The sequence below is a fragment of the Rhodopirellula sp. UBA1907 genome (assembly GCF_002337565.1).
Taxonomy (GTDB): domain Bacteria; phylum Planctomycetota; class Planctomycetia; order Pirellulales; family Pirellulaceae; genus Rhodopirellula; species Rhodopirellula europaea.
Genome location: NZ_DDGH01000094.1, coordinates 148882 through 169240 on the forward strand (window position 1 = coordinate 148882; position 20359 = coordinate 169240).

The window sequence follows — 20359 nt, forward strand, 5'->3', positions numbered from 1 at the left end:
CCGCCTTGCTCATGTGTCGGTCAAGAGTGGCCGACCTACGTGGGGAACGCTGTTTGGCGTCTGATCAGGATTCCAGACGCAGGATCGTGGTGCCAAGTGGCGGCAGGGTCACTTCGATGCTGTCCGGACGAGCGTGGTGCTCAATGCCGGTCGTTTGACATCCGGGATAGTTGCCCAGGTTCGATCCGCCGTACGCTTCGCCGTCACTGTTGAAAATCTCTTTCCAGAAACCTTGTGCCGGCACTCCAACGCGATAGTTGTCCCGAGGGACGGGCGTGAAGTTGTTGCAAACCAGGATCGGTGGATCGCCTTCGGCTCCCTTTCGCAGGTAGACCAAGACGCTGTCTTCCGCGTTTTGAGCGTCAATCCACTCGAAGCCATCGCCCGTGAAATCATGCCAGTGCAGGGCTGGGTTTTCGATCACGACCTTGTTCAAATCCGCAACTAATTGCTGGACACCACGGTGCGTGTCGAAGTCGAGCAATTCCCACTGAGGGCCGTCGTCCGCGTTCCACTCGGTCCACTGTGCAATTTCACCACCCATGAAGAGCAACTTCTTGCCGGGGTGAGTCCACATGTAGCTGTACAGCAATCGCAGGTTGGCGAATTTCTGCCACATGTCACCCGGCATTTGGCTGATCAACGATCCTTTGCCGTGAACGACCTCATCGTGCGACAACGGCAACGTGAAGTTTTCGGTGAAGGCGTAGATGAGACTGAACGTCAGCTCGTTCTGATGGAACTTGCGGTGGATCGGCTCATTCCGCATGTAGCTCAACGTGTCGTTCATCCATCCCATGTTCCACTTGTAAGTGAAACCGAGACCACCGTCGTACGTTGGGCGGGAAACGCCGGGCCACGCGGTCGACTCTTCCGCCGCCGTGATCACACCGGGGTGATTCTCATGAACCGCGATGTTGAAATCACGCAGGAAGTCGATCGACTCGAGGTTCTCACGTCCGCCGTAACGGTTGGGAATCCACTCGCCGTCTTCACGGCTGTAGTCCAAGTACAACATGGATGCGACCGCGTCGACTCGCAGACCATCGATGTGATACTTGTCCAACCAGAACAACGCGTTGGCGATCAAGAAGTTCTTCACTTCGTTGCGACCGAAGTTGAAGATCATCGTGCCCCAATCCGGGTGCTCGCCCTGACGAGGATCCGCATGCTCGTACAACGCCGATCCGTCGAACTGACGCAGGCCGTGATCGTCTTTGGGGAAGTGAGCGGGAACCCAATCGATCAACACGCCGATGCCGTTTTGGTGCATGTGATCGACGAAAAACATGAAGTCTTCGGGGGATCCGTGACGACTGGTCGGTGCATAGTAGCCAACGCTTTGGTAGCCCCATGAACCGGTGAATGGATGCTCGCTGATTGGCATCAATTCCACGTGCGTGAAATTCATGCGGTGACAGTAATCAACCAATCGCTTGGCCAAGTCACGATAGTCCAACCAACCGTGGGTGCGGCCGGGGCCTTTTTGCCAGCTGCCCAAATGAACTTCGTAAACGTTCATCGGAGTGTGCATTGGATCCATCTCGGCCCGCTGCTGCAACCAATCCGAATCATTCCACGAGTACGTGTTGATGTCCGTGATGATATTCGCGGTCAGCGGTGGCAACTCAGCGGCGAATGCCATCGGGTCGCACTTGTCCATCCAATGCCCGTGCTGGGTCTGGATTCGGAACTTGTACTTCTGACCAACCGTCGCACCGGGAAGGAACAATTCCCAGATGCCAGTCGACTCGACCGGCTGAGCGACATGACCGCGTCCGTCCCAACCGTTGAAATCACCGACGATCTGAACCGAACGGGCGTTTGGTGCCCACACGGCGAAGTTCACGCCTTTGACGCCATCGACTTCGCGGAGCTGCGCCCCGAGTCGTTCGTACAACTGGTTGTGGCGACCTTCACCGATCAGGTAGCGATCGAGGTCGCTAAAAATACTGGGGACGGTGTAGGGGGAAGTCGTCTTCAATTCTTTACCGGTCTTGTCGATCATTTGCAGTCTGGACGTGGAGGGCTTGGTGATGGGCTCATCGCAGATCGCTTCGAAGAATCCGCCGGGATGCAGCCGTCGCATGGGACGTCGCAAACCGCTTGCCGAATCGATCAGCCACACGGATTCTGCGTTGGGTTCCAAAACGCGAACGGACGTGGCTTCTCGTCCCCGATAGTTGACAGGGTGACGGCCCAACAAACTACCCGGGTTCGCCACACTGCCATCCACGAGTGACTGAATGGTCGATAATGAAAGCTGCGAATTCATGGCTGGACTACGAGTGAATTGATTGAAATGAGTTCGAAAATGCGAAAACACGCCTGAAATCAGGACGTTTTGATTAGGTTGGATCGTTGGATTCCGTTGGCCGAAATTGCGGTGCTCAGCAACCAGTCACGCAGTCGATCGTTGGCGGTTGGAACCGCACGATTGGATTTCGGTGCTGGTGGGCCGGAGTGAGGTTGGTCGATTCTTGACCAGTCGTCATTCAACTTGGTGGATCCGCGGGCAACGGAAGCGTCGACTTCGGCCGCGGGAATTGCACCGTCTGGCGCGACATGATCGGGTTTGCGACTGACCAAACGGGACGTCACCAAGCACGCTTGAACCTCGTGGATTCCCAAGGCGTGGTCGACGCGTCGCCACAAATCAGCGTGTTGGACTTCAACGCGACGGCCAAAGTGATCCCAAACGAAATCGCTGCGTCGCCATCTCGGCAATGAATCCGTCAGTGATCGAATCAGGTATCGGTTGTGGCTGAGCAAGGTGATGCCCGAGGGCCCGTCGATTGCCTCGAGCCCTCGCACCGCGGCCAGCAACGACAATCGGTTCAAGTCGCCGAACTCTTGGTCGTCTGCTTCCATCACGGGTTTGCCGTCCGAAGTCTCGATCACAAATTGCCAACGACCATCGGTCAGCGACGTGCTGTGAGCGGACACGACCAACAAGAACGAAGCACGAGGCTTCGCGGGTGCGGGGTTGAAATCGGGGTCTCCGAATTCGGACGTCATCGACGCGAATTCTTCGAGGGATTGCAAAGGATCCATCATGGTAGGGTTCGCCAGTGTGTTCGACTTGCTTTCAATACGTGATTGCGATCAATCTGGCGGCGGCCCCTCGGGTCTCGCCCGGATCCTTGGACGAGAGGGCCGCCGCATCGCAGTACACGCATCGATTGCTAGGGAGGGGAAAGCAATGAGACGCGATCCATCGGTGCCAGTCTTCGGCGGTGCACGTGTTGGCTATCGTTTGTTGCTGCGATTTCAGCTTGCCAAAACTTCGTTGCGACCGCCTGTCGACAAGGATTGCTTTCGTCCTCGTCGACCATGCCGGAAAAGCTTTCCTGCTCAAAAAGGTTTGCGCGAATTACCAGGCGATCGTGCAACCGTTGGAGCCTGAATAACCGGCAGGGTTTGGCCCAGAGGGGCTCGATCACATGGTTCCAAACAAAGGAACCAATCGCCTGTTAGCGAAACTCGAACGGCCATGTCCATCAAAGAATGGAGCTTGAAATGCGATCAGCATGTGACGTGCCCGAAGGCCCTCTTTAGGGGGCTCTCAACGGCAATAGCTTCGTCGCTTATTCGTGCCGCATCAGATCCAGCAGGGCTTGTGCGACCAGATGAGGCTCTTCCACCGCGTCGCATTCCGCTGGCAAGGCATCAACCAAACATCCCGCGTCGCCACCGGTCACGACCAAGGTCGCCGCACCGCCGTAGATCCGAAGCAATCGTTCGACAGCACCCGCGACCGACGCGAGCACGCCCAATCGCATCGCGGCAACCGTGTCTCGGCCCGGCCCCTCAGGCATCTCTCGACATCGGTGGGATGCCCAATCGAGTTTGGGCAACGCATCCGTGCCGGCCGCGAGGGCCGCGGTCTGCATTTCCAAGCCAGGCAGAATGGCTCCACCGCGAAACACTCCTTCGGCGGAAACAAAATCGACCGTCACCGTGGTTCCGGCGTCGACCACAATCAACGGTGCCGTGTGACGACGGAATGCGGCTTCCGCTCCGAGCAATCGATCGATCCCAACGCGTTCGGGAAAGCTCACATCGATCGGCATCGATACGTCTTCGTGCGTCACAAAACGCACGCGAATGCACTGGAAAAAGGCTTCATCGAGAGCAACCACCAACGGCTCCGCCGAACCTCGATTCACGCTCGCGACTCGAACGTCATAGCAAACGGATTCGCAGTCGCGAGATTCGCAAGCGGCAACCTGCTCCGCCAGCGTTTGCAGGTGCTCGACGCACTTGGTGATCCACTCTGGATCTCTCAGCGAAATCGATCGAAGCTGAGGACCTCGCGTCTTGTTCCGCTGCACCGTTTCGTCGATTGCTGAGAACTCGGTGACAACCTTGATCGCGGTGTTGCCAACATCGATGCCAACTCGCACCATCACGACATCGAAAGGCGATTCATCATGGAGCTGCTGCTCATTCGCGGGGGACTGCTCGTCTGCCATATTCCTGCCGACTGCTTCAAGACGAACGATCGCGGCGTTCGCCGGGCACGACTTTGCCGGTGTCAGATAGCGTGGCGGCACCTTGGATATCCTGTGCCTGCACTTCGTCCGACAAACCTTCCGTCGCGGCGGCTTTGTGAGGTGGCAGGCGACGTTCCTTCTTGGGTGTCGCGGGAGCGTCGTCTTGGCGAATCAAAGTAGGTGTGATGCCCGCTTCGATCATTTCTTCGCGACGCTTGGCGACTCGATCCATGATTTCGCCGACCAGTTCTTTCAGTCCCACATCGGTTGCGGCACTGATGGAACGCAGGTCGCGAGCGTGGTTGGCGGGGTGCTCATCAAAGTAAGCCTGCAATCTCTCACGAACTTCGCCATCCGGGTCCAATTCGCACTTGGTCATCACAACCAATTCATCACGATCGGCGAGCGTCTCGTCGTAGTGCTGCAACTCTTCGCGAATCGCGACGTAGTTTTGAATCGGATCGCTTCCGTCGACCGGAGTGGGCTCGATCAAGTGAACCAGCAAACCGGCGCGTTCGACATGACGAAGGAACTCATGCCCCAGCCCAATGCCCTCGCTCGCCCCTTCGATCAAACCGGGAATGTCAGCCAGGATGAACGATCGTTCGATATCGACGTCGACGATTCCAAGGTTGGGATACTTCGTCGTGAACGGATAATCCGCGATCTCAGGTCGAGCACTGCTGATTCGCGAAAGCAGGGTGCTTTTGCCAGCGTTTGGTTTTCCGATCAGCCCCACATCGGCGATCGATTTCAGTTCCATGATCACGTGTCGCGTTTCGCCGGGCTGGCCCAGTTCGCGTTCTCGTGGTGCTTGGTTCTGCGGCGTTTTGAAACGAGCGTTCCCGTGACCTCCTTTGCCACCGCGGCAGATCACAAATTCTTCGCCGACCTGCGTCAGATCTTTGATGACGAAACCGTCTTTCGCATCGATGATGCTAGTCCCGCAAGGAACAAACAGACGCATTTCGCGGCCCTTTCTGCCATGGCGAAGGGCTCCCATGCCGAAGCCACCCTTTTCAGCTCGGAAGAACTTTCGGGTCGCGAATTGGGCCAACGAGTTCACGCCCAGGCGAGCTTCCAAAACGATGCTCGCACCCCGGCCGCCATCGCCACCGTCGGGACCGCCCTTGGGAACGTACTTCTCCTTGCGAAAGCTCATGCAGCCATCGCCGCCCTTGCCAGCTTGGAACTCAATTTCAACGCGATCAAAGAACATGGAATGCAGAGTGAAAAGGACCACAGTGGCACAGGGCCACAGGCGGGGATAGAAACCAAAGGTTGAGTATGGCCATGAGTAAGATCCAACGCAAACGGGGTGTGATGACCGAATCACCACACCCCGCGTTTGAATTGGAGTTCAGAACTTTTGCTCTGATGAGCTGTGGTCCTGAGGCTCTTTCACACTCTTAGAGCATCTTTCCGAGCTTGCTGCACAAGTCAGCGGTACGGCTCGAGTAGCCCCATTCGTTGTCGTACCACGACACGACTTTGGCCATCTTGCCCTTGTCGCCGAGGACTTGGGTGAAGTCAGCTGCGAAGATGCTGCTGTGCGGGTCGTGAACAATGTCGCTGCTGACGATTGGGTCGACAGCGTAGAACAGAATGCCTTTCATCGGGCCTTCTGCTGCGGTTTGGATCGCCAAGTTGATGTCTTCTTTGGTGACTTCCTTGCTCAGGTTGACGGTCAAATCGACCACGCTGCCCGTTGGCACTGGAACTCGCATGGCGATACCGGTCAACTTGCCTTGCAATTCAGGAATCACCAAACCAACGGCTTTCGCAGCACCGGTGCTGGTTGGGATGATGTTCTGAGCAGCACCACGTGCACGATACAAGTCAGCGTGAGGCTGATCTTGAACGTTTTGGTCGTTGGTGTAAGCGTGAACGGTGGTCATCAAGCCCGATTCGATTCCGAACGAATCGTTCAGAACCTTGGCGACGGGAGCCAAGCAGTTGGTCGTGCAAGAAGCGTTGCTGACGCAGTTCAAATCGGCTGAAAGCTTGTCGTCGTTGACGCCCAACACGCAGGTCAGGTCGGCACCGTCTTTGGCTGGTGCGGACAACACAACTTTCTTTGCACCAGCGGCCAAGTGGCTGTCGTAGCCAGGCTTGTCGGCGGTGGAGCGTGCGGTGAAGAAGCCGGTCGACTCGATGGCGATATCGACGTTGTGGTCTTTCCAAGGCAAGTTGCGTGGGTCACGCTCAGCCAAGGCGACGATCTTCTTGCCGTTGACGGTCAACGAAGTGTCGTCGTATTCGACGGTGCCGTCAAAACGTCCGTGAATGCTGTCGTACTTCAGCAACATGGCCAAAGTGCGGTTGTCGGTCAAATCGTTGATCGCGACCACTTCGAACTCGTCGCTTCGCTCCATCAGGTTGCGAAAAGTCAAACGTCCGATTCGGCCAAAGCCGTTGATTGCTACTTTAATAGCCACTGATTTCGTATTCCTGTCTCGTGGAACAAAGATGGAGAGAAGCGGCGGGCGAAACAGTCACCCAGTCCGCTGTGGGCGCGGATTATAAGATCGCGAGTCCATTTTGAAACAGCCCCCGAACCATTCCACTGAGCTCGAACCACCCACGATGACCGATCCTCGGCCCGAAAAAATTGCTTCACCTGCCGAGTCCTCGCATTACGATCGACGGGAATCATCCGCCCGAATCGAACAATCCCAATGGCGTCGCCCAGCAGGGGTCGCACCGGGAACATGGCGATACGTCCAACAAGGGTCTATCGCCAACCACTACGACGCCTTTGTGGCGGAGACGCCGCTCTGTGCGCTGGACCAGACGATCTTGCGCCAGGTGTTTGAATCTATCGATTCTGGTCAGCAGCCAGCGGAATCTACCGAGGGGGAAGCTGAGCGGACCGGGCAAAAAGTTTTTTCTGATCGAGACAATTGGGTGCTCGATTTAGGCTGCGGAACCGGCCGAGCAGCCACCGAGTTGTCGCGACTGGGCCGCAACGTGCTCGCGATCGACTTGTCTCAATCCATGCTCAATCACGTTGTCGAGCGTGCGAAACGATCCCAGGTGGAATCGACCTCTCAGAGAATTGGATCGATCGTTCCTTTGCGAGCCAACTTGGTCCAGCTCGATTGTTTGGCCGACAACTCATCGGCGGGTGCGGTTTGCTTGTTCAGCACCTTGGGCATGATTCAAGGCAGAAAGAATCGCCGGACGGTTCTCCGACACGCTTCACGCATTGTCCGACCAGGCGGCAAACTCCTCCTGCACGTGCACAACCGATACGCATCGCTGGCCCAATCCGGCGGAAAACGGCTGCTCGCCAAAAGCTTGCTGAAATCGATCGTCAGCCACGAGCACGAATTCGGCGACGCAACCTACGCCTACCGAGGCCTCCCCGACATGTTCCTGCACCGCTACTCACGCCGAGAACTCATCGCGGATTTAAGAATCAGCGGCTGGCAAATCAACCACATCCACCGCCTCACACTCGACGGATCCACAACGATCGAAGAAAACGCCGCCAACAAACTGCGGATCGCAGGTGGCTATTTGTTAGAAGCCCAGACGCCTCAACCGTAGCTTGGTGATCCCCCACCGAGAGTCGCACGCCGCAAACCTTCACCAGCTTCGCGAAGATGCTCCACCGCCCCGAAAGGTCGAAAGCCCTACTCCTCCCGAAACCGGTAGCCAATCCCGCGAACCGTTTCCACCAGATCGGCGTGTTCGTTCATTTTTTTGCGGAGGGCTCGGACGTGGACGTCGATGGTTCGCTCTAGCACCATGGTGTCTTCGCCCAGGGCCGCGTCGACCAGTTCGCTGCGGTCGAAAGCTCGGCCGGGTTGCCGGATCAGGGTGTCGAGCAATCGGAACTCGCTCTTGGTCAGCTTGACCGCTTCACCCTCGATCGTCGCGACAAAACGCCGGCGATCGACCGTCACACCACATCGCGAAATCGCGTCGGCGTCGTCCATGCTGGGTTCGCGACGACGAAGCAAAGCCTTGATCCGCTGGAGCAGCACCTTGTAGCTCTCCACGGGTTTGACGACGTAATCGTCGGCTCCGACGGCAAATCCGACGACTTGGTCGGACTCTTCGCCCAGCGCACTGAGCATCAGAATCAGCGTGTCTTTCGTCGTCGCATCTGATCGCAGTTGCTTGCAGACCTCCACACCGCTCAAGACTGGCAGGTCGACGTCCAAAACCACCACGTCGGGCAAATACAGCTTCGCTTGGTTGAGAGCCTCCCGTCCATCGGCAGCTCGATAGACCTCGTAGCCAGCTCGTTTTAGCTGGTACTCCAGCGTTTCTACCAACGGCCGGTAATCTTCAACGATGAGAACTTTGGTTTTTGACATTCGTCCGCATGCTGCGTTTTGAGAGGAGATTCATATCTTCCGATTCGCGTGTAGTTTCGTGGAAGATGTGAAGTTTGGCACCACCCACAAACCGCCGTTTCGTTGAAGGTTTGATGAAGATCTCATTCGGGAATCCAGAATCAATCGATTCGGCACATCAAATCAGATCCTAGCGGCCGCTTCATGGCATCGTACCGATGCCCTAATCTTATCGAACCCTGCCCGCTGGATTCACGAAAGCTGAAAAAATCGCCTCGCGTTGGCAGTCGTCGCTTCCGCCAGCCTCGAGGTTGGCTCATTCCGCACGTCAGCCAAACATCGCAGGATGTGCTCCACCCGAGCGGGCTCGTTCGGCCGTTTTCCCCGCAGCGGTTCGGGCGACAAGTACGGCGAATCGGTTTCGATCAGCAATCGGTCCTCGGGAACCCGCTTGGCGACCTCCCGAAGATCGTCACTCTTCTTGAAGGTGACCATCCCAGCGAAACTGATCATCAGCCCCATCTCCAAGCAACACTCGGCCAATTCCCAATCACCGGTGAACGAATGCATCACTGCCGCCGGGAGTTGCGATTGCCGGGTGAGTTGTTCCGCGATCAGCTTGCCGCTTTCTCGCATGTGAATGACCATTGGCAGATTCGATCGACATGCCAACTCGATGTGCTGATCAAACGCAGCCTGTTGCTGCTCGATCGGGGTGTCGTCCCAGTAGCAATCCAGGCCGGTCTCACCGATCCCGCGAACTCCTGGGGCCGAAGCCAGCTTTTCAATTTCCGCGAAATCGCCTTCGGAAGATTCAGCGACTGAATTGGGCTGAATCCCGACGACGGCATGGATCATGTCCGGGAACTCCGCTGCGAGCTCAACCGCTCGGCGACTGGTCGCCAGATCGATCCCGATGACACCGATGCCGACCACGCCTGCCTGGCGAGCTCGCTCAACCACTTCAGCCACATTCTCGTCGAAGTCCTTGGAGTTCAAATGAGCGTGGGTGTCAAAAAGAGGATTCATTCGGAGCTCGGATGGATCGAAAGCGGAAACGGATGTGCCGGTCACTGGGCCGCCCATTCTGTTTCATTTCGCGAAACTGGGTAGCACCCGCGACCACAAACATCTTTCGACCGTTGGCATCCGCCAGTGAGAAAATGCATCAGTCGCACCGATTTGGCTCATACGCCAGATCATTCCGGTGCGACGAGTTGTTCGATGCCCGGCAAAGCATTTCGGGATTGAACGAACGTGATTCCACGGATTGGTGAACGCAAGCTGATACATTGGGGGGCATCCGGTCGCATCGATGAATGCCTCACGCGTTCGCGATTGCATCATATCGACGCCCACCATCCTGACCGGCCCCGCCTTCGAACCCAAAGGTCTTGCCCAAGATGTTTCAGTCGACGTTCCACGCCGTCACTTGTTCGATGGCGATTCTATTCGTTGCTCCCGCGGTCGCTCTCGCACAACCAGAGTCAACGAACATTGATTCGGCCTCCCGTCCAAACATCGTTTGGATCATGTCGGAAGACAATTCCAAGCACTACTTGAAACACTTCGACGAAACCGGCGTCGAGACTCCCGCCATCGAAGCCATGGCGGCTCACGGGATAACGTTCGATCGAGCGTTCAGCAACGCGCCAGTTTGCTCCACCGCGCGAACCACTTTGATCACCGGGTGCTACGGTCCTCGGATTGGAACTCAATTTCACCGACGCACTGAATTGGCCACGCTGCCTGAGGGAGTCGAAATGTTCCCGGCCTGGCTTCGACAGTCTGGTTACTACACGACCAACAACTCCAAAGAAGACTACAACGCGAAAAAGCGGATGGAGCCGTGGGATGACTCCTCGCGAAAAGCGTCTTGGAAAAACCGACCGTCCGAAGACACACCTTTCTTCCACGTCGTCACGTTTGCTGATTCACACGAAGGCCGATTGCACTTCGGCGTCGACGCATTGCAAAAGCCAACTGACTTCGATCAGAAAACCGTATCGCTGCCACCCTACTTTCCCGACACACAAGTCTTCCGGCACACGGCCGCGTTCTATCGCGATCGGATGAGCATCATCGACGAGAAAGTCGCCAGCGTGATCGCTCAGCTGGAACAGGCCGGCGAACTAGAAAACACGTTTGTGTTTTACTTCGGTGACCACGGTGGCGTGCTGCCTCGCGGGAAAGGCTACATCTATGAATCAGGGCTGCACGTGCCGCTGGTCGTTCGTGTTCCAAACAACTACCGCAACCTGGTCGATCGAGAGTTGGGATCTCGCACCAAAGGTTTTGTGTCGTTCATCGACTTTGCCCCCACCGTGCTGAATTTGGCGGGTGTTCGATTGGACAAAGCCGGCCCAATCGATGGCAATGCTTTTCTCGGACCGAGAATCGATTCCGCCAAAGTCGACACGCGAGACACCACGTTTGGCTACGCCGACCGGATGGACGAAAAATACGATCTCGTTCGCTCGATTCGCGTTGGCGACTGGAAACTGATTCGCTCCTTTGAATCGTTTCAACCAGACGCGATGTGGGCCGACTACCGGTACAAAATGCTGGCATACCAACAATGGCGAGATCGGTATCACACTGGCAAACTCAACAACGTCCAAAGTCAGTTCTTCAAACCGCGTCCACCCGAGTTGCTGTTCAACTTGGCGGACGATCCGCATGAAGTGAACAACTTGGCGAGTGATCCTGCCCACGGCGATCGACTGACTGAATTGCGTGCGAAGTTGAACGCGCAGCTGAAGCAAACCAATGACCTTGGCTTTTTGACCGAAGCCGGCATGCTAAAAGTCATTGACGCCCCGGTCGAAAATGGCAAGCGTCTGTCGAACGAGATCGCAAACTACATCGACACCGCCAACATCGCGGTCATGCCATGGGATCAAGCCAACAAGGCTCTGCTGTCAGCAATCAACAGCGGAGACAAGCTGGAGCGATACTGGGCCTTGGTCGCGGCGAGTTCCATCGCGGCATGGAATCGATCGGCCAATCACGACATGGCAGCGGACGAAACGTTCATCAAATTGCTGCATCGCCGAACGCTTGATACAGAGCCACTGGTTGCGGCGCGAGCCGCTCAACTCGCCGCGATCCTGCAAGTTGCAGATCCTCGCCCGACTTTTCAAAGAACATTGGAACTCAGTCAGTCACCGACAGAAGCCTTGCAGATTTTCAACATGGTGCGGCACGTCAATGCGTTGGCGGGCAACCCGTACCCGATGAACTCCAAATTGTTTCGACTGCCCTTCAATCCGGATCCGAAAGGTTTGATCCAACAACACCTTGATCACCTAGATCGACCGTGAGCTCGCGACCGCGTCGTTGACCACCTCACCACGACGCAATTCACTCCTCTTCGCGAGCGAATTCCGCCACCTTCGGATATCCGGAGGTGATCGTTGAAAACGCGGCGTCAAATCCTCAAAATCGCCCAGCAATCCTTCGGGACACGCAACACGAAATCATCGAAGTCGTGTAACAATCTTGATTGATAAACACGTCGCTCACGCGGCTGTTGTAAATTGCGTGCTGGCTCGCCATCTGGCGACCGCGCATGCCTTGCCATCATCCCACCTCCTGTCTTGTGAATCCCCAACCGATGACAGTACTTCGCCATCTCTTCGCCTCCGCGGCGCTGGTGTTTGTTTTCTCTCCCGCAATCGTCCAGGCCCAACCGCCCGCGTTGGAACTTCGACCAGGCGACCACGTTTGTCTGATCGGCAACGCGCTCGGCGAACGGATGCAACATGAGAATCAGTTTGAAACGCTCTTGCATGCCGTGCGACCTGATTTGGATCTGACGGTTCGCAACCTGTGCGCACCCGGTGACGAGCCCAAAATCCGATTGCGAAGCTTGGACTTTGGATCGCCCGACGAACACCTCACGCACAGCGGCGCGGACGTTGTGCTCATGTTCTTCGGCTACAACGAATCGTTTCGACTCGGCGAAGGATTGGATCACAAAAAGGTCCTTCGGGACTTCACCAACGAACTGGATGAGCTGATCTCGCACACTCAGTCGCAGGTCTACAACGGAGAGAGCAACCCGCGCATCGCGCTGATCTCACCCATTGCCTTTGAGCAAACCCGGGATCCCAACTTGCCGCCGGCGGACTCTCGTAATCAAGCATTAAGCAAGATCGCTCGCGCGATGAATGCGGTGGCAAAAAAACGCGGCGTTGCCTTCGTCGACTTGTTCACTCGAACCCAACAAGCATTTGACCTTAGCCCATTTCAATACACGCTTGACGGAGGTCACCTCAACTCAAGCGGCTACGGTCTGTTGGCACCGATACTAGTTGGTGGCTTACTCGGGGATTTTGAGAGACCGAACGAAGTCAACCCAGACTTGCTGGCCGCTGTCGCGGACAAGAACTTTCATTGGTTCAATCGCTACCGCGCGGTCAACGGTTATTCGATCTATGGCAAACGAGGCAGCGCGGGCAGCGACGGAACCTACAACAACCGTTCGGTCATGAACCGCGAACTCGAGATTCTCGATCAAATGACCGCCAACCGAGACGCTCGAGTGTGGGCGATCGCCGGTGGCGAGAACATCAGCGAACCGATCGATGATTCCAACACGCTGCCGTTCATCATCCCCAAAACCAACGTGGGTGGTCCAGATGATCCGAACGCGAAACGCGGGAAGCTTGGATCGTTGGAATACCTGACGACCGACGAACAACTCAAAACGTTCACGTTGCTGGATGGCTACGAGATTCAACTGGTCGCTTCCGAGCAACAGTTCCCAGAACTTGCCAACCCGGTCGCACTGGATTTTGATTCCAAAGGCCGACTGTGGGTCTCGACCATGCCGAGCTACCCGCACTGGCAACCGAAGTCGCCGATGGACGACAAACTGTTGATCCTGGAAGACACCGATGGTGACGGCGACGCGGACGAGTGCAAAACGTTCGCCGGCGGATTACACCAACCGACCGGTTTCGAAATCGGACGTGGTGGCGTCTTCGTTGGCGGGCAACACGACATTTTGTTTTTAGAAGACACTGATGGCGACGATGTCGCGGACAAGCGAACTCGGGCAATCGTTGGCTTTGACACCGCCGATTCGCACCACGGCCTGGCCGCGTTTGACTTTGGTCCCGGCGGGCATCTCTATGCCCAAGAAGGGACGTTCAAGTTCACGCAAATTGAAAGTCCCTACGGACTGACACGAAACTTGGAGGGTGGTGTTTTTCGTTACGATCCTCGCACGAAGAAATTCGGCGTTCACGTGAACTTCGCGTTCGCAAACCCTTGGGGTTTCGGATTCAACGAATGGGGACAAGACTTCATCGGTGACGCTTCGCCTGGCAAAAGTTACTGGGCAACCGGGATCAGCACACGACTGGACTACCCGATCAAGCACCCGGGTGGTTCCCAACATCGCCGCGTTGCCGGAGAGCAAGGATACGACGATGGATTGGTCGACTACCAAACGTTCTACCCAAAACGAATTCGCCCGCTGGCTGGGTGTCGCTTCCTGAGCAGCGAGCACTTCCCCGATGACGTTCAAGGCGACTTCCTAGTGACGAACGTGATCGGTGACCGTGCCGTGCTTCGACACGAAGTCGTGGAAAAGGACTCTGGCTACGAAGGCACTGAGGAACCGATGTTGGTCGGTGGTGGCGATGGAAACTTCCGTCCCGTCGACATCGAGATCGCTCCTGATGGATCGCTCTACATCATCGATTGGCACAACGCCTTGATCGGTCACCTGCAACACAACTTGCGTGATCCAAGCCGCGACCATAGCCACGGCCGCATCTGGCGTTTGACTCACAAAGAACGTCCGCTGGTGAAGCTCCCTGTGATCGCGGAGACCAGCACGCCTGACCTGATCGATCAATTGTGCTCGGATGTTGGTCGCAAGAACCAACGACACGCTTACCGTGTCCGTCGAGAACTGCATGTTCGACCAACTGACGATGTTCTATGGAGCGCACAAGCCAAATTGCAACGACTTAGAGAAAGCAAGGGCGACGATCATGATTTGCTGGAACTGCTTTGGCTTCATCAAGCCCACAACATGGTCCATGAAGAACTCCTGACGGAATTACTCGCTAGCGACGATCATCGAGCCCGCAGTGCCGCCACCCGCGTGCTGTCCTATTGGGCCGGAATTGAAGACACGACTCAGCGTTACGAAGAACTTGTGACCGATGAACATCCGCGAGTTCGCATGGAAGCTCTGCGTGGCATTTCGCACGCGTTCGGCGAACCCTGGGCGTTGGACGATCAAGATCGTTTGATCCGAGCGGCATTGCGTGTCAAAGAGATGCCGATGGATCACTATCTCGACTACGCTCTCGAAGAAACGATGCAGCGTTTCGAACAGGTCATCGCCAGTCGTGCTCCGTATCTGCCAGAGGATAAGAACGCGAAAAGTCAGACAGCCCACGCTCACGCCGGGCACATTCAACCTCAGGTCGGATATGCGGTTGACCAAGTCCACCTGTTGACCGATCCCGGTGCGACGTTCGACGGCCACGGCAGCAAGATTGCTCCGTACAACGCCGCGTTGCCGGTCTTCTTTGACCTTTCACCAGAGATCGTTTCGTATCAGATCGAACGACTTTCGACGCCAGCGTTGTTGGCTGTCCCGCGAGATTCCAAAGATCCAAAATACGAACCGCTGCATGCCGCGATTTTGGCTCGAGGCGAAGTTGGCGACCAAGACCGACGTGCCGCACTGGACGCCTTGGTGGCCCTGCAAGACTCCGACCCAGGCGATGTCTTGCTCGGCGTCATCGAGAACTTGGACTGGAAAGACAAGTCCAAAAGAGACGTCACCCTGCGAGCCGCTCGCGGGTTGTCGAACATGTTATTGAAGCTTCCCGCTGGCAACTTGGAATCGTTGCAGAACCGATTCATCGCAGCCGCTCGAAGAGGCGATGCTGCCATCGCTCCGATTGCGTTGGCTGGATTGATTGTTGCCGGTGATGACGTCGCATCGTTCGAATTGGCAAAGCGATCCGATGCGGCGCAGGTCAATTGGTTGACTGGCGTCGCGATGCTTCCCGATCGACTGGATCGTGAATCGCAACGTGAACGAGTGGTCGATCTGATGTCCAACAGCGACAAAAAAGAAGTTGTTGCCGCCGCCATTCGAACGCTGGCAGTTGTCCCGGGAGACTGGAACGACACGTTTGAACGAGTCGGCAACCTGGCCTGCGAAGGTTTTCGCGAAGACGGAATTGCCACGCTGCTCGCGATCCCGAAGAAAGCCTACCAGCCTGAAACGTCGCTGAAGTTGGCTCGCTATCTTGTCAACTTTGCCGAGCGAACCAAGGCGAGAAACCGCACCAGCGACTCGTTCATCGACGCGATGCAAGTCGCCGACCGAGCCATCGCCAAATTGCCGACCAAGACCGCCAAACAATTTCGCGATCGTCTGCGTGAGATCACGGTGCGTTTGGTCCGTATCAAAACGGTCGATGAAGAGATGCGTTACGACTTGCCCTATTTCGCTGTCGAAGCGGGACGCCCCGTGCAAGTTGTCTTGGAAAACCACGACGGCATGCCGCACAACTTGGTCATCACCGTCCCTGGTGAACTGAAAAAGGTGGCCGAACTTGGTTTGCAAGCCGGACCTCGCGGTGGATTCCAGGGCAAGCAATACGTCCCTGACTCCGAACTGGTGCTACACAGCACTGACCTGGTTGCCTCCAACGAAAAGGAAGCGTTGACGTTCACGGCTCCCACCGATCCCGGTGAGTATCCCTACGTTTGCACGTTCCCTCAACACTGGTACCGGATGTACGGTGTGATGGTCGTCGTCGAAGACCTCGACGCCTACAACGCCGATCCATTCGAGCCCGCTGATCCGATCGGAAACAATCGTTCGTTTGTGCAAGCCTGGACAATCGACGATTTCGCCGGCGACAAGCTGACTGAGGGTTTGCGTGGTCGAACCGCGGAAATCGGGCAAAAGATCTTCGAACAGGCCACCTGTGCGAGCTGCCACCAGGTCGCCGGCAAAGGCGGGCAAATCGGTCCGGCACTCGACGAAGTCGTCAGCAAATGGAAAGGCGATTCGCGTGAGGTGTTGAAGGAGATCCTGCATCCGTCTGACCGCATCGACGACAAGTACGCAATGCACTTGGTTCTGACCGCCGACGGGCAAACGTTCTCGGGTTTGTTGGTCGAAGAAACCGACGACGTCGTGAAGTTGCTGGCCAATGCGGAGGCAAAGGAGCCCACCGTGATTGAGCAGGATGAGATTGAGCAGATGGTCAAGACATCGACTTCGATGATGCCCAAGGCTTTGCTCGATCAGTACACGGAGGACGAGGTCTTCGAGCTGCTGAACTACATCCTCAGCAATCAAAAGTAAAACGCGTTCGCGTAGCGTCCGAATTCCGGCGAATCCGGCCACGCGAAATCGTGCCACAACCATCGTAGGCCAGGTTGTACCTGGCGACCGAACCGATGCTTCGAAAGAAGCGAGGCGTCCACCAACCAACCCCCTTTCACGAGCGTCATTGGCCCCGGCGTTTCACCGATCGCCATGTGAAACATGGCCTACGTGAGCACGTCCGAATTCCGGCGAATTCGGCCACGCGAATTCATACCACAACCATCGTAGGCCAGGTTGTACCTGGCGACCGAGCCGATGCTTCCAAAGAAGCGAGGCGTCCACCAACCAACGCTCTTTCGCGAGCGTCGGTTTTCACGGCATTTCACCCAACGCCATGTGGGACATGGCCTACATGAGCACGTCCGAATTCTGGCGAATCCGGTTTCGCGAATTCGTGCCACAACCACCGTAGGCCAGGTTGTACCTGGCGACCGAACCGATGCTTCGGAAGAAGCGAGGCGTGACAACCAACCAACGCTCTTTCTCGAGCGTCATTGGCCACGGCATGTCACCCATCGCCATGTGGGACATGGCCTACGAGGGTTCGATATTGGCTGCGCGACCTTTAGCGGGATCGGCGGGTTGGTTGGCGTTGTCTTGCGACGCTGCGTGAATTCGCGAGCGGTGCTGGTTCGCCGTAAACCCGTTGATGGAACAATGCCAGCGATCGCAACGCGTGCCCCTTGGGCCCGATCGACCAATCGTTGTTGCGTCCCTTCAACATCGCGTTCAGCAAGAACGTGACGGATCGCAACACTTCGGGCTCCAACAACTCCTCGTCCGGCAAATGCGTGAGCAAGAACTCGACCATGTGCCCGGTCGTTTGCACCTTGCGATCCAAGTCACCGTTGTCCTGGCGTGACTCAAACCAATCCGTGCTCATCGAACCGTCACGGTTCTGCAAACGCAGGGTGTAATCGACGAAGTCATCGAGGAACTGCTCCGCGCGAGCCCACTGCCCATCGATCGGTTGGCCTTCCAAACGCCGCTTCCGCAACGCGTGAGCAAACCCCATCAAGCGGTGCGTTCCGCCACAAGCCGAACCGACCACGGGTTGATCCAGTTCCGCAGCGATCAAACGGGAGAAATCCCAACGCTCGCCATCGGCACCGACCCAAGTCGTTTCCGTGTCCAAGTAGTGCGACAACCCGATCAGGCTGAACGTGAGTTCTTCGCCTTCCTTGCACTTGGACGCTTCGACTTTGACCAGATCCGCCACGCTGAACTTTTCACCATCCACGTACAACGGATAGTCGCTTGGCACGCCAGCCATCGCGAGAACGGCCAACCACTGGGCTTGGTGCCCTTGCAGCCCAACGCCCTCGCGAGCCTTGATCTTTCCGCCTTCGACTTCCATCAATCGCTGACCGCGACAAACGTTGTTGCCAGCCATCCAAGCGATCGTGCTATAGTCGCGACCGCGAGCGATCAAACGAGTGTCGGGGCCGAACACCATCACGGCATGCATCATGCCCCAATTGCTGCGTCCGTCAGCCTTCTCACGTTGATTATAGTAATGCTGCAGACACTGAACGATCGGTTTCTGCATCCGCATCACACCGGTGCTCAAGTTCGGTGCAGCACCTTTGCCACTGTGAGTTTTCGCTCGACCGGTCGCATCAAGTTGAGCCAAACGCAAACGTCGTTGCTCCGCTGAATCGTCCTTTTCAGCGAGAGCGTCTGATTCGGCGGCTTTGGATTCGGCATCGTACAGATCTTCCAAATCAGCTTCGTCCAGATCGTTTCCGCGAATGTCTCGCAAGCTAACCGATCCGGCGGGTGCATCCTCGAGCGGCATCAGTCGATCACGTTCGACCGGTTGCAGCGGCACACGCGACAGCTTGTCGGACTCTTCCTGATCAAAGATCCCTTGATCACGTTTCGCCGAATTCAACCGTGATGACTCGTTGGTCGAGCGTCGTGGCGAAGCAGGTTGCAGGGAGACGTCTTCGTCACGGTTTTGAATTTGCATCCGATCGCGAGCCTCCTCGCGACGAAGCTGTTCCGCGATGCTCTCGTTCAATTTGCGAGCTGCATCGACTTCGCTGCTGTCCGCCGAATCGAGTTCGACCTCCAACGATTTTGGCTTCATCGCCGACTTCGGTTCCGTCAGCGACTTCGGTGCCTCCAGCGACAACTGACCGCCTTGCAATCCACTTCCGACGGTTTCTTGAGAGACCGACGAACGAGCATCCTTCAAAGACGGCAATTCCTCCAAGACATCAGTCGGCTTCATTTCCGGCAACGTTTCGATTGCCGATCGCTTCTGCGGGATGCTCGGCGGGATGACGTTGGCCGGAGCCTGGATCTTCGGAGCGGCCGGTGTTGCTTTGACCTTTTCGGGTGCAGCTTTTTCGATTGGCTGCGGTTTGCTGGACTTCAGAGCGTTCAGTTGTTCAGTCAGCTCTTCGATCTTGCTGGTCAGCTCGTCAACCTTTTGCGGCAGATCGTCAATCGGTTCGTTCACCTGCGGTGCTTGGAACGACGGCGCGTTCAAAGCCGGCAGACTCGGCAACGATTCCGCTTGAACCGGCGACCGGGTTGGCGACTGCAGTGCGGATGATTGCAAAGACGGGGACGTGCGAGCGGGCAGGGCACCACTGCCAATCGGCGCCATGGTGGTCGATGGCACTGGATCGCGAAGCGGTGTGACCCGGTCGACATTCCGCCGAGCATTCCACTGGGTCGTGTTTGGTTTGTCTTCACCATTCCATCCCGATGCGTTCTGTCGATCGGAAACCGATTTGGTCGGACGCGAATCAAACTCCGCGGGCATCTTGGTTGGATCGAACAAATCCGGCGGCGTGTCCGCCACTTGTCCCTTCGTCGGTGCTTCCAACTCAGCTTCGGCCGACTCAGGACCACGCAGAACCATAGATGGCTCGGTCTGTGTGAACAGAGGTCCGTCAGCTTCCCAAGTCTTGCGGACGCCGTTGAGGCGTGCATCTTGGCGAGTCACCATGCGTGGCGTTTGCACCGTTTCGTTGGTGCTGATGACATCCGCGTTGCCCAAGAACACCGGCTCATCCATCTTGGAAGGCTCAGCGATCTGAGGTGGCAACAATTGGATGGCCGATCCGATCGGCCCGCCTTGCGTGTTCCACTTGCCGTTCTGCTCACGGAACTGCAAATGCGATCGAGTTGGATCGTTGTTTTCGCGAACCACAACGGCGGGA

The 20359-nt window shown here is 56.6% G+C and carries 12 protein-coding genes; 3 read left to right on the forward strand and 9 right to left on the reverse strand.

Features of this window, described 5'->3' with window-relative positions:
* Positions 1-64 precede the first annotated feature (64 nt).
* The 5 genes from glgB to gap form a co-directional block, all read right to left on the reverse strand.
* The gene (gene glgB / locus B2R17_RS22180; RefSeq protein ID WP_286765715.1) at positions 65-2275 is read right to left on the reverse strand and encodes a 1,4-alpha-glucan branching protein GlgB; all 2211 of its coding nucleotides are present in this window, start codon (positions 2273-2275) and stop codon (positions 65-67) included.
* A gap of 59 nt (positions 2276-2334) precedes the next feature.
* Positions 2335-3057 carry a ribonuclease HI gene (locus B2R17_RS22185; RefSeq protein ID WP_286765716.1) on the reverse strand — a complete coding sequence of 241 codons (723 nt, stop codon included), beginning with the start codon at positions 3055-3057 and terminating at the stop codon, positions 2335-2337.
* Positions 3058-3587: 530 nt separating this feature from the next.
* Positions 3588-4475: a type III pantothenate kinase gene (locus B2R17_RS22190; protein WP_286765717.1), complete on the reverse strand. Its 888-nt coding sequence runs from the start codon at positions 4473-4475 to the stop codon at positions 3588-3590.
* A 16-nt stretch (positions 4476-4491) separates the two neighbouring features.
* Entirely contained in the window at positions 4492-5715 is a 1224-nt protein-coding gene (gene obgE / locus B2R17_RS22195) for a GTPase ObgE (RefSeq protein WP_286765718.1), read from the reverse strand.
* Positions 5716-5905: 190 nt separating this feature from the next.
* On the reverse strand, positions 5906-6934 hold the full coding sequence (gene gap / locus B2R17_RS22200; RefSeq protein WP_007335248.1) for a type I glyceraldehyde-3-phosphate dehydrogenase: 1029 nt from the start codon (positions 6932-6934) through the stop codon (positions 5906-5908).
* Between the two features lie 148 nt (positions 6935-7082).
* Here gap and B2R17_RS22205 point away from each other — a divergent pair, with 148 nt between their 5' ends.
* Positions 7083-8048, forward strand: coding sequence for a class I SAM-dependent methyltransferase (locus tag B2R17_RS22205; RefSeq protein WP_286765719.1), 966 nt, complete (start codon positions 7083-7085; stop codon positions 8046-8048).
* An 86-nt stretch (positions 8049-8134) separates the two neighbouring features.
* Here the strand turns inward: B2R17_RS22205 and B2R17_RS22210 are convergent, their stop codons facing one another.
* Both B2R17_RS22210 and B2R17_RS22215 read right to left on the reverse strand, forming a co-directional pair.
* Entirely contained in the window at positions 8135-8824 is a 690-nt protein-coding gene (locus B2R17_RS22210) for a response regulator transcription factor (RefSeq protein ID WP_007324346.1), read from the reverse strand.
* 231 nt (positions 8825-9055) lie between these two features.
* Positions 9056-9832, reverse strand: coding sequence for a TatD family hydrolase (locus B2R17_RS22215; protein ID WP_286765720.1), 777 nt, complete (start codon positions 9830-9832; stop codon positions 9056-9058).
* A gap of 374 nt (positions 9833-10206) precedes the next feature.
* Between B2R17_RS22215 and B2R17_RS22220 the strand changes: the two genes are divergently transcribed.
* Together B2R17_RS22220 and B2R17_RS22225 are read left to right on the forward strand one after the other, a co-directional pair.
* Complete coding sequence (locus B2R17_RS22220; protein WP_286765824.1) at positions 10207-12126, forward strand: sulfatase family protein; 1920 nt, start codon at positions 10207-10209, stop codon at positions 12124-12126.
* A 293-nt stretch (positions 12127-12419) separates the two neighbouring features.
* Positions 12420-17159: a PVC-type heme-binding CxxCH protein gene (locus B2R17_RS22225; protein WP_286765721.1), complete on the forward strand. Its 4740-nt coding sequence runs from the start codon at positions 12420-12422 to the stop codon at positions 17157-17159.
* Positions 17160-17531: 372 nt separating this feature from the next.
* Here the strand turns inward: B2R17_RS22225 and B2R17_RS22230 are convergent, their stop codons facing one another.
* On the reverse strand, positions 17532-17714 hold the full coding sequence (locus B2R17_RS22230; RefSeq protein WP_286765722.1) for a hypothetical protein: 183 nt from the start codon (positions 17712-17714) through the stop codon (positions 17532-17534).
* A 34-nt stretch (positions 17715-17748) separates the two neighbouring features.
* A partial coding sequence (locus B2R17_RS22235) for a GTPase-activating protein (RefSeq protein WP_286765723.1) occupies positions 17749-20359 on the reverse strand: 2611 nt, incomplete at its 5' end.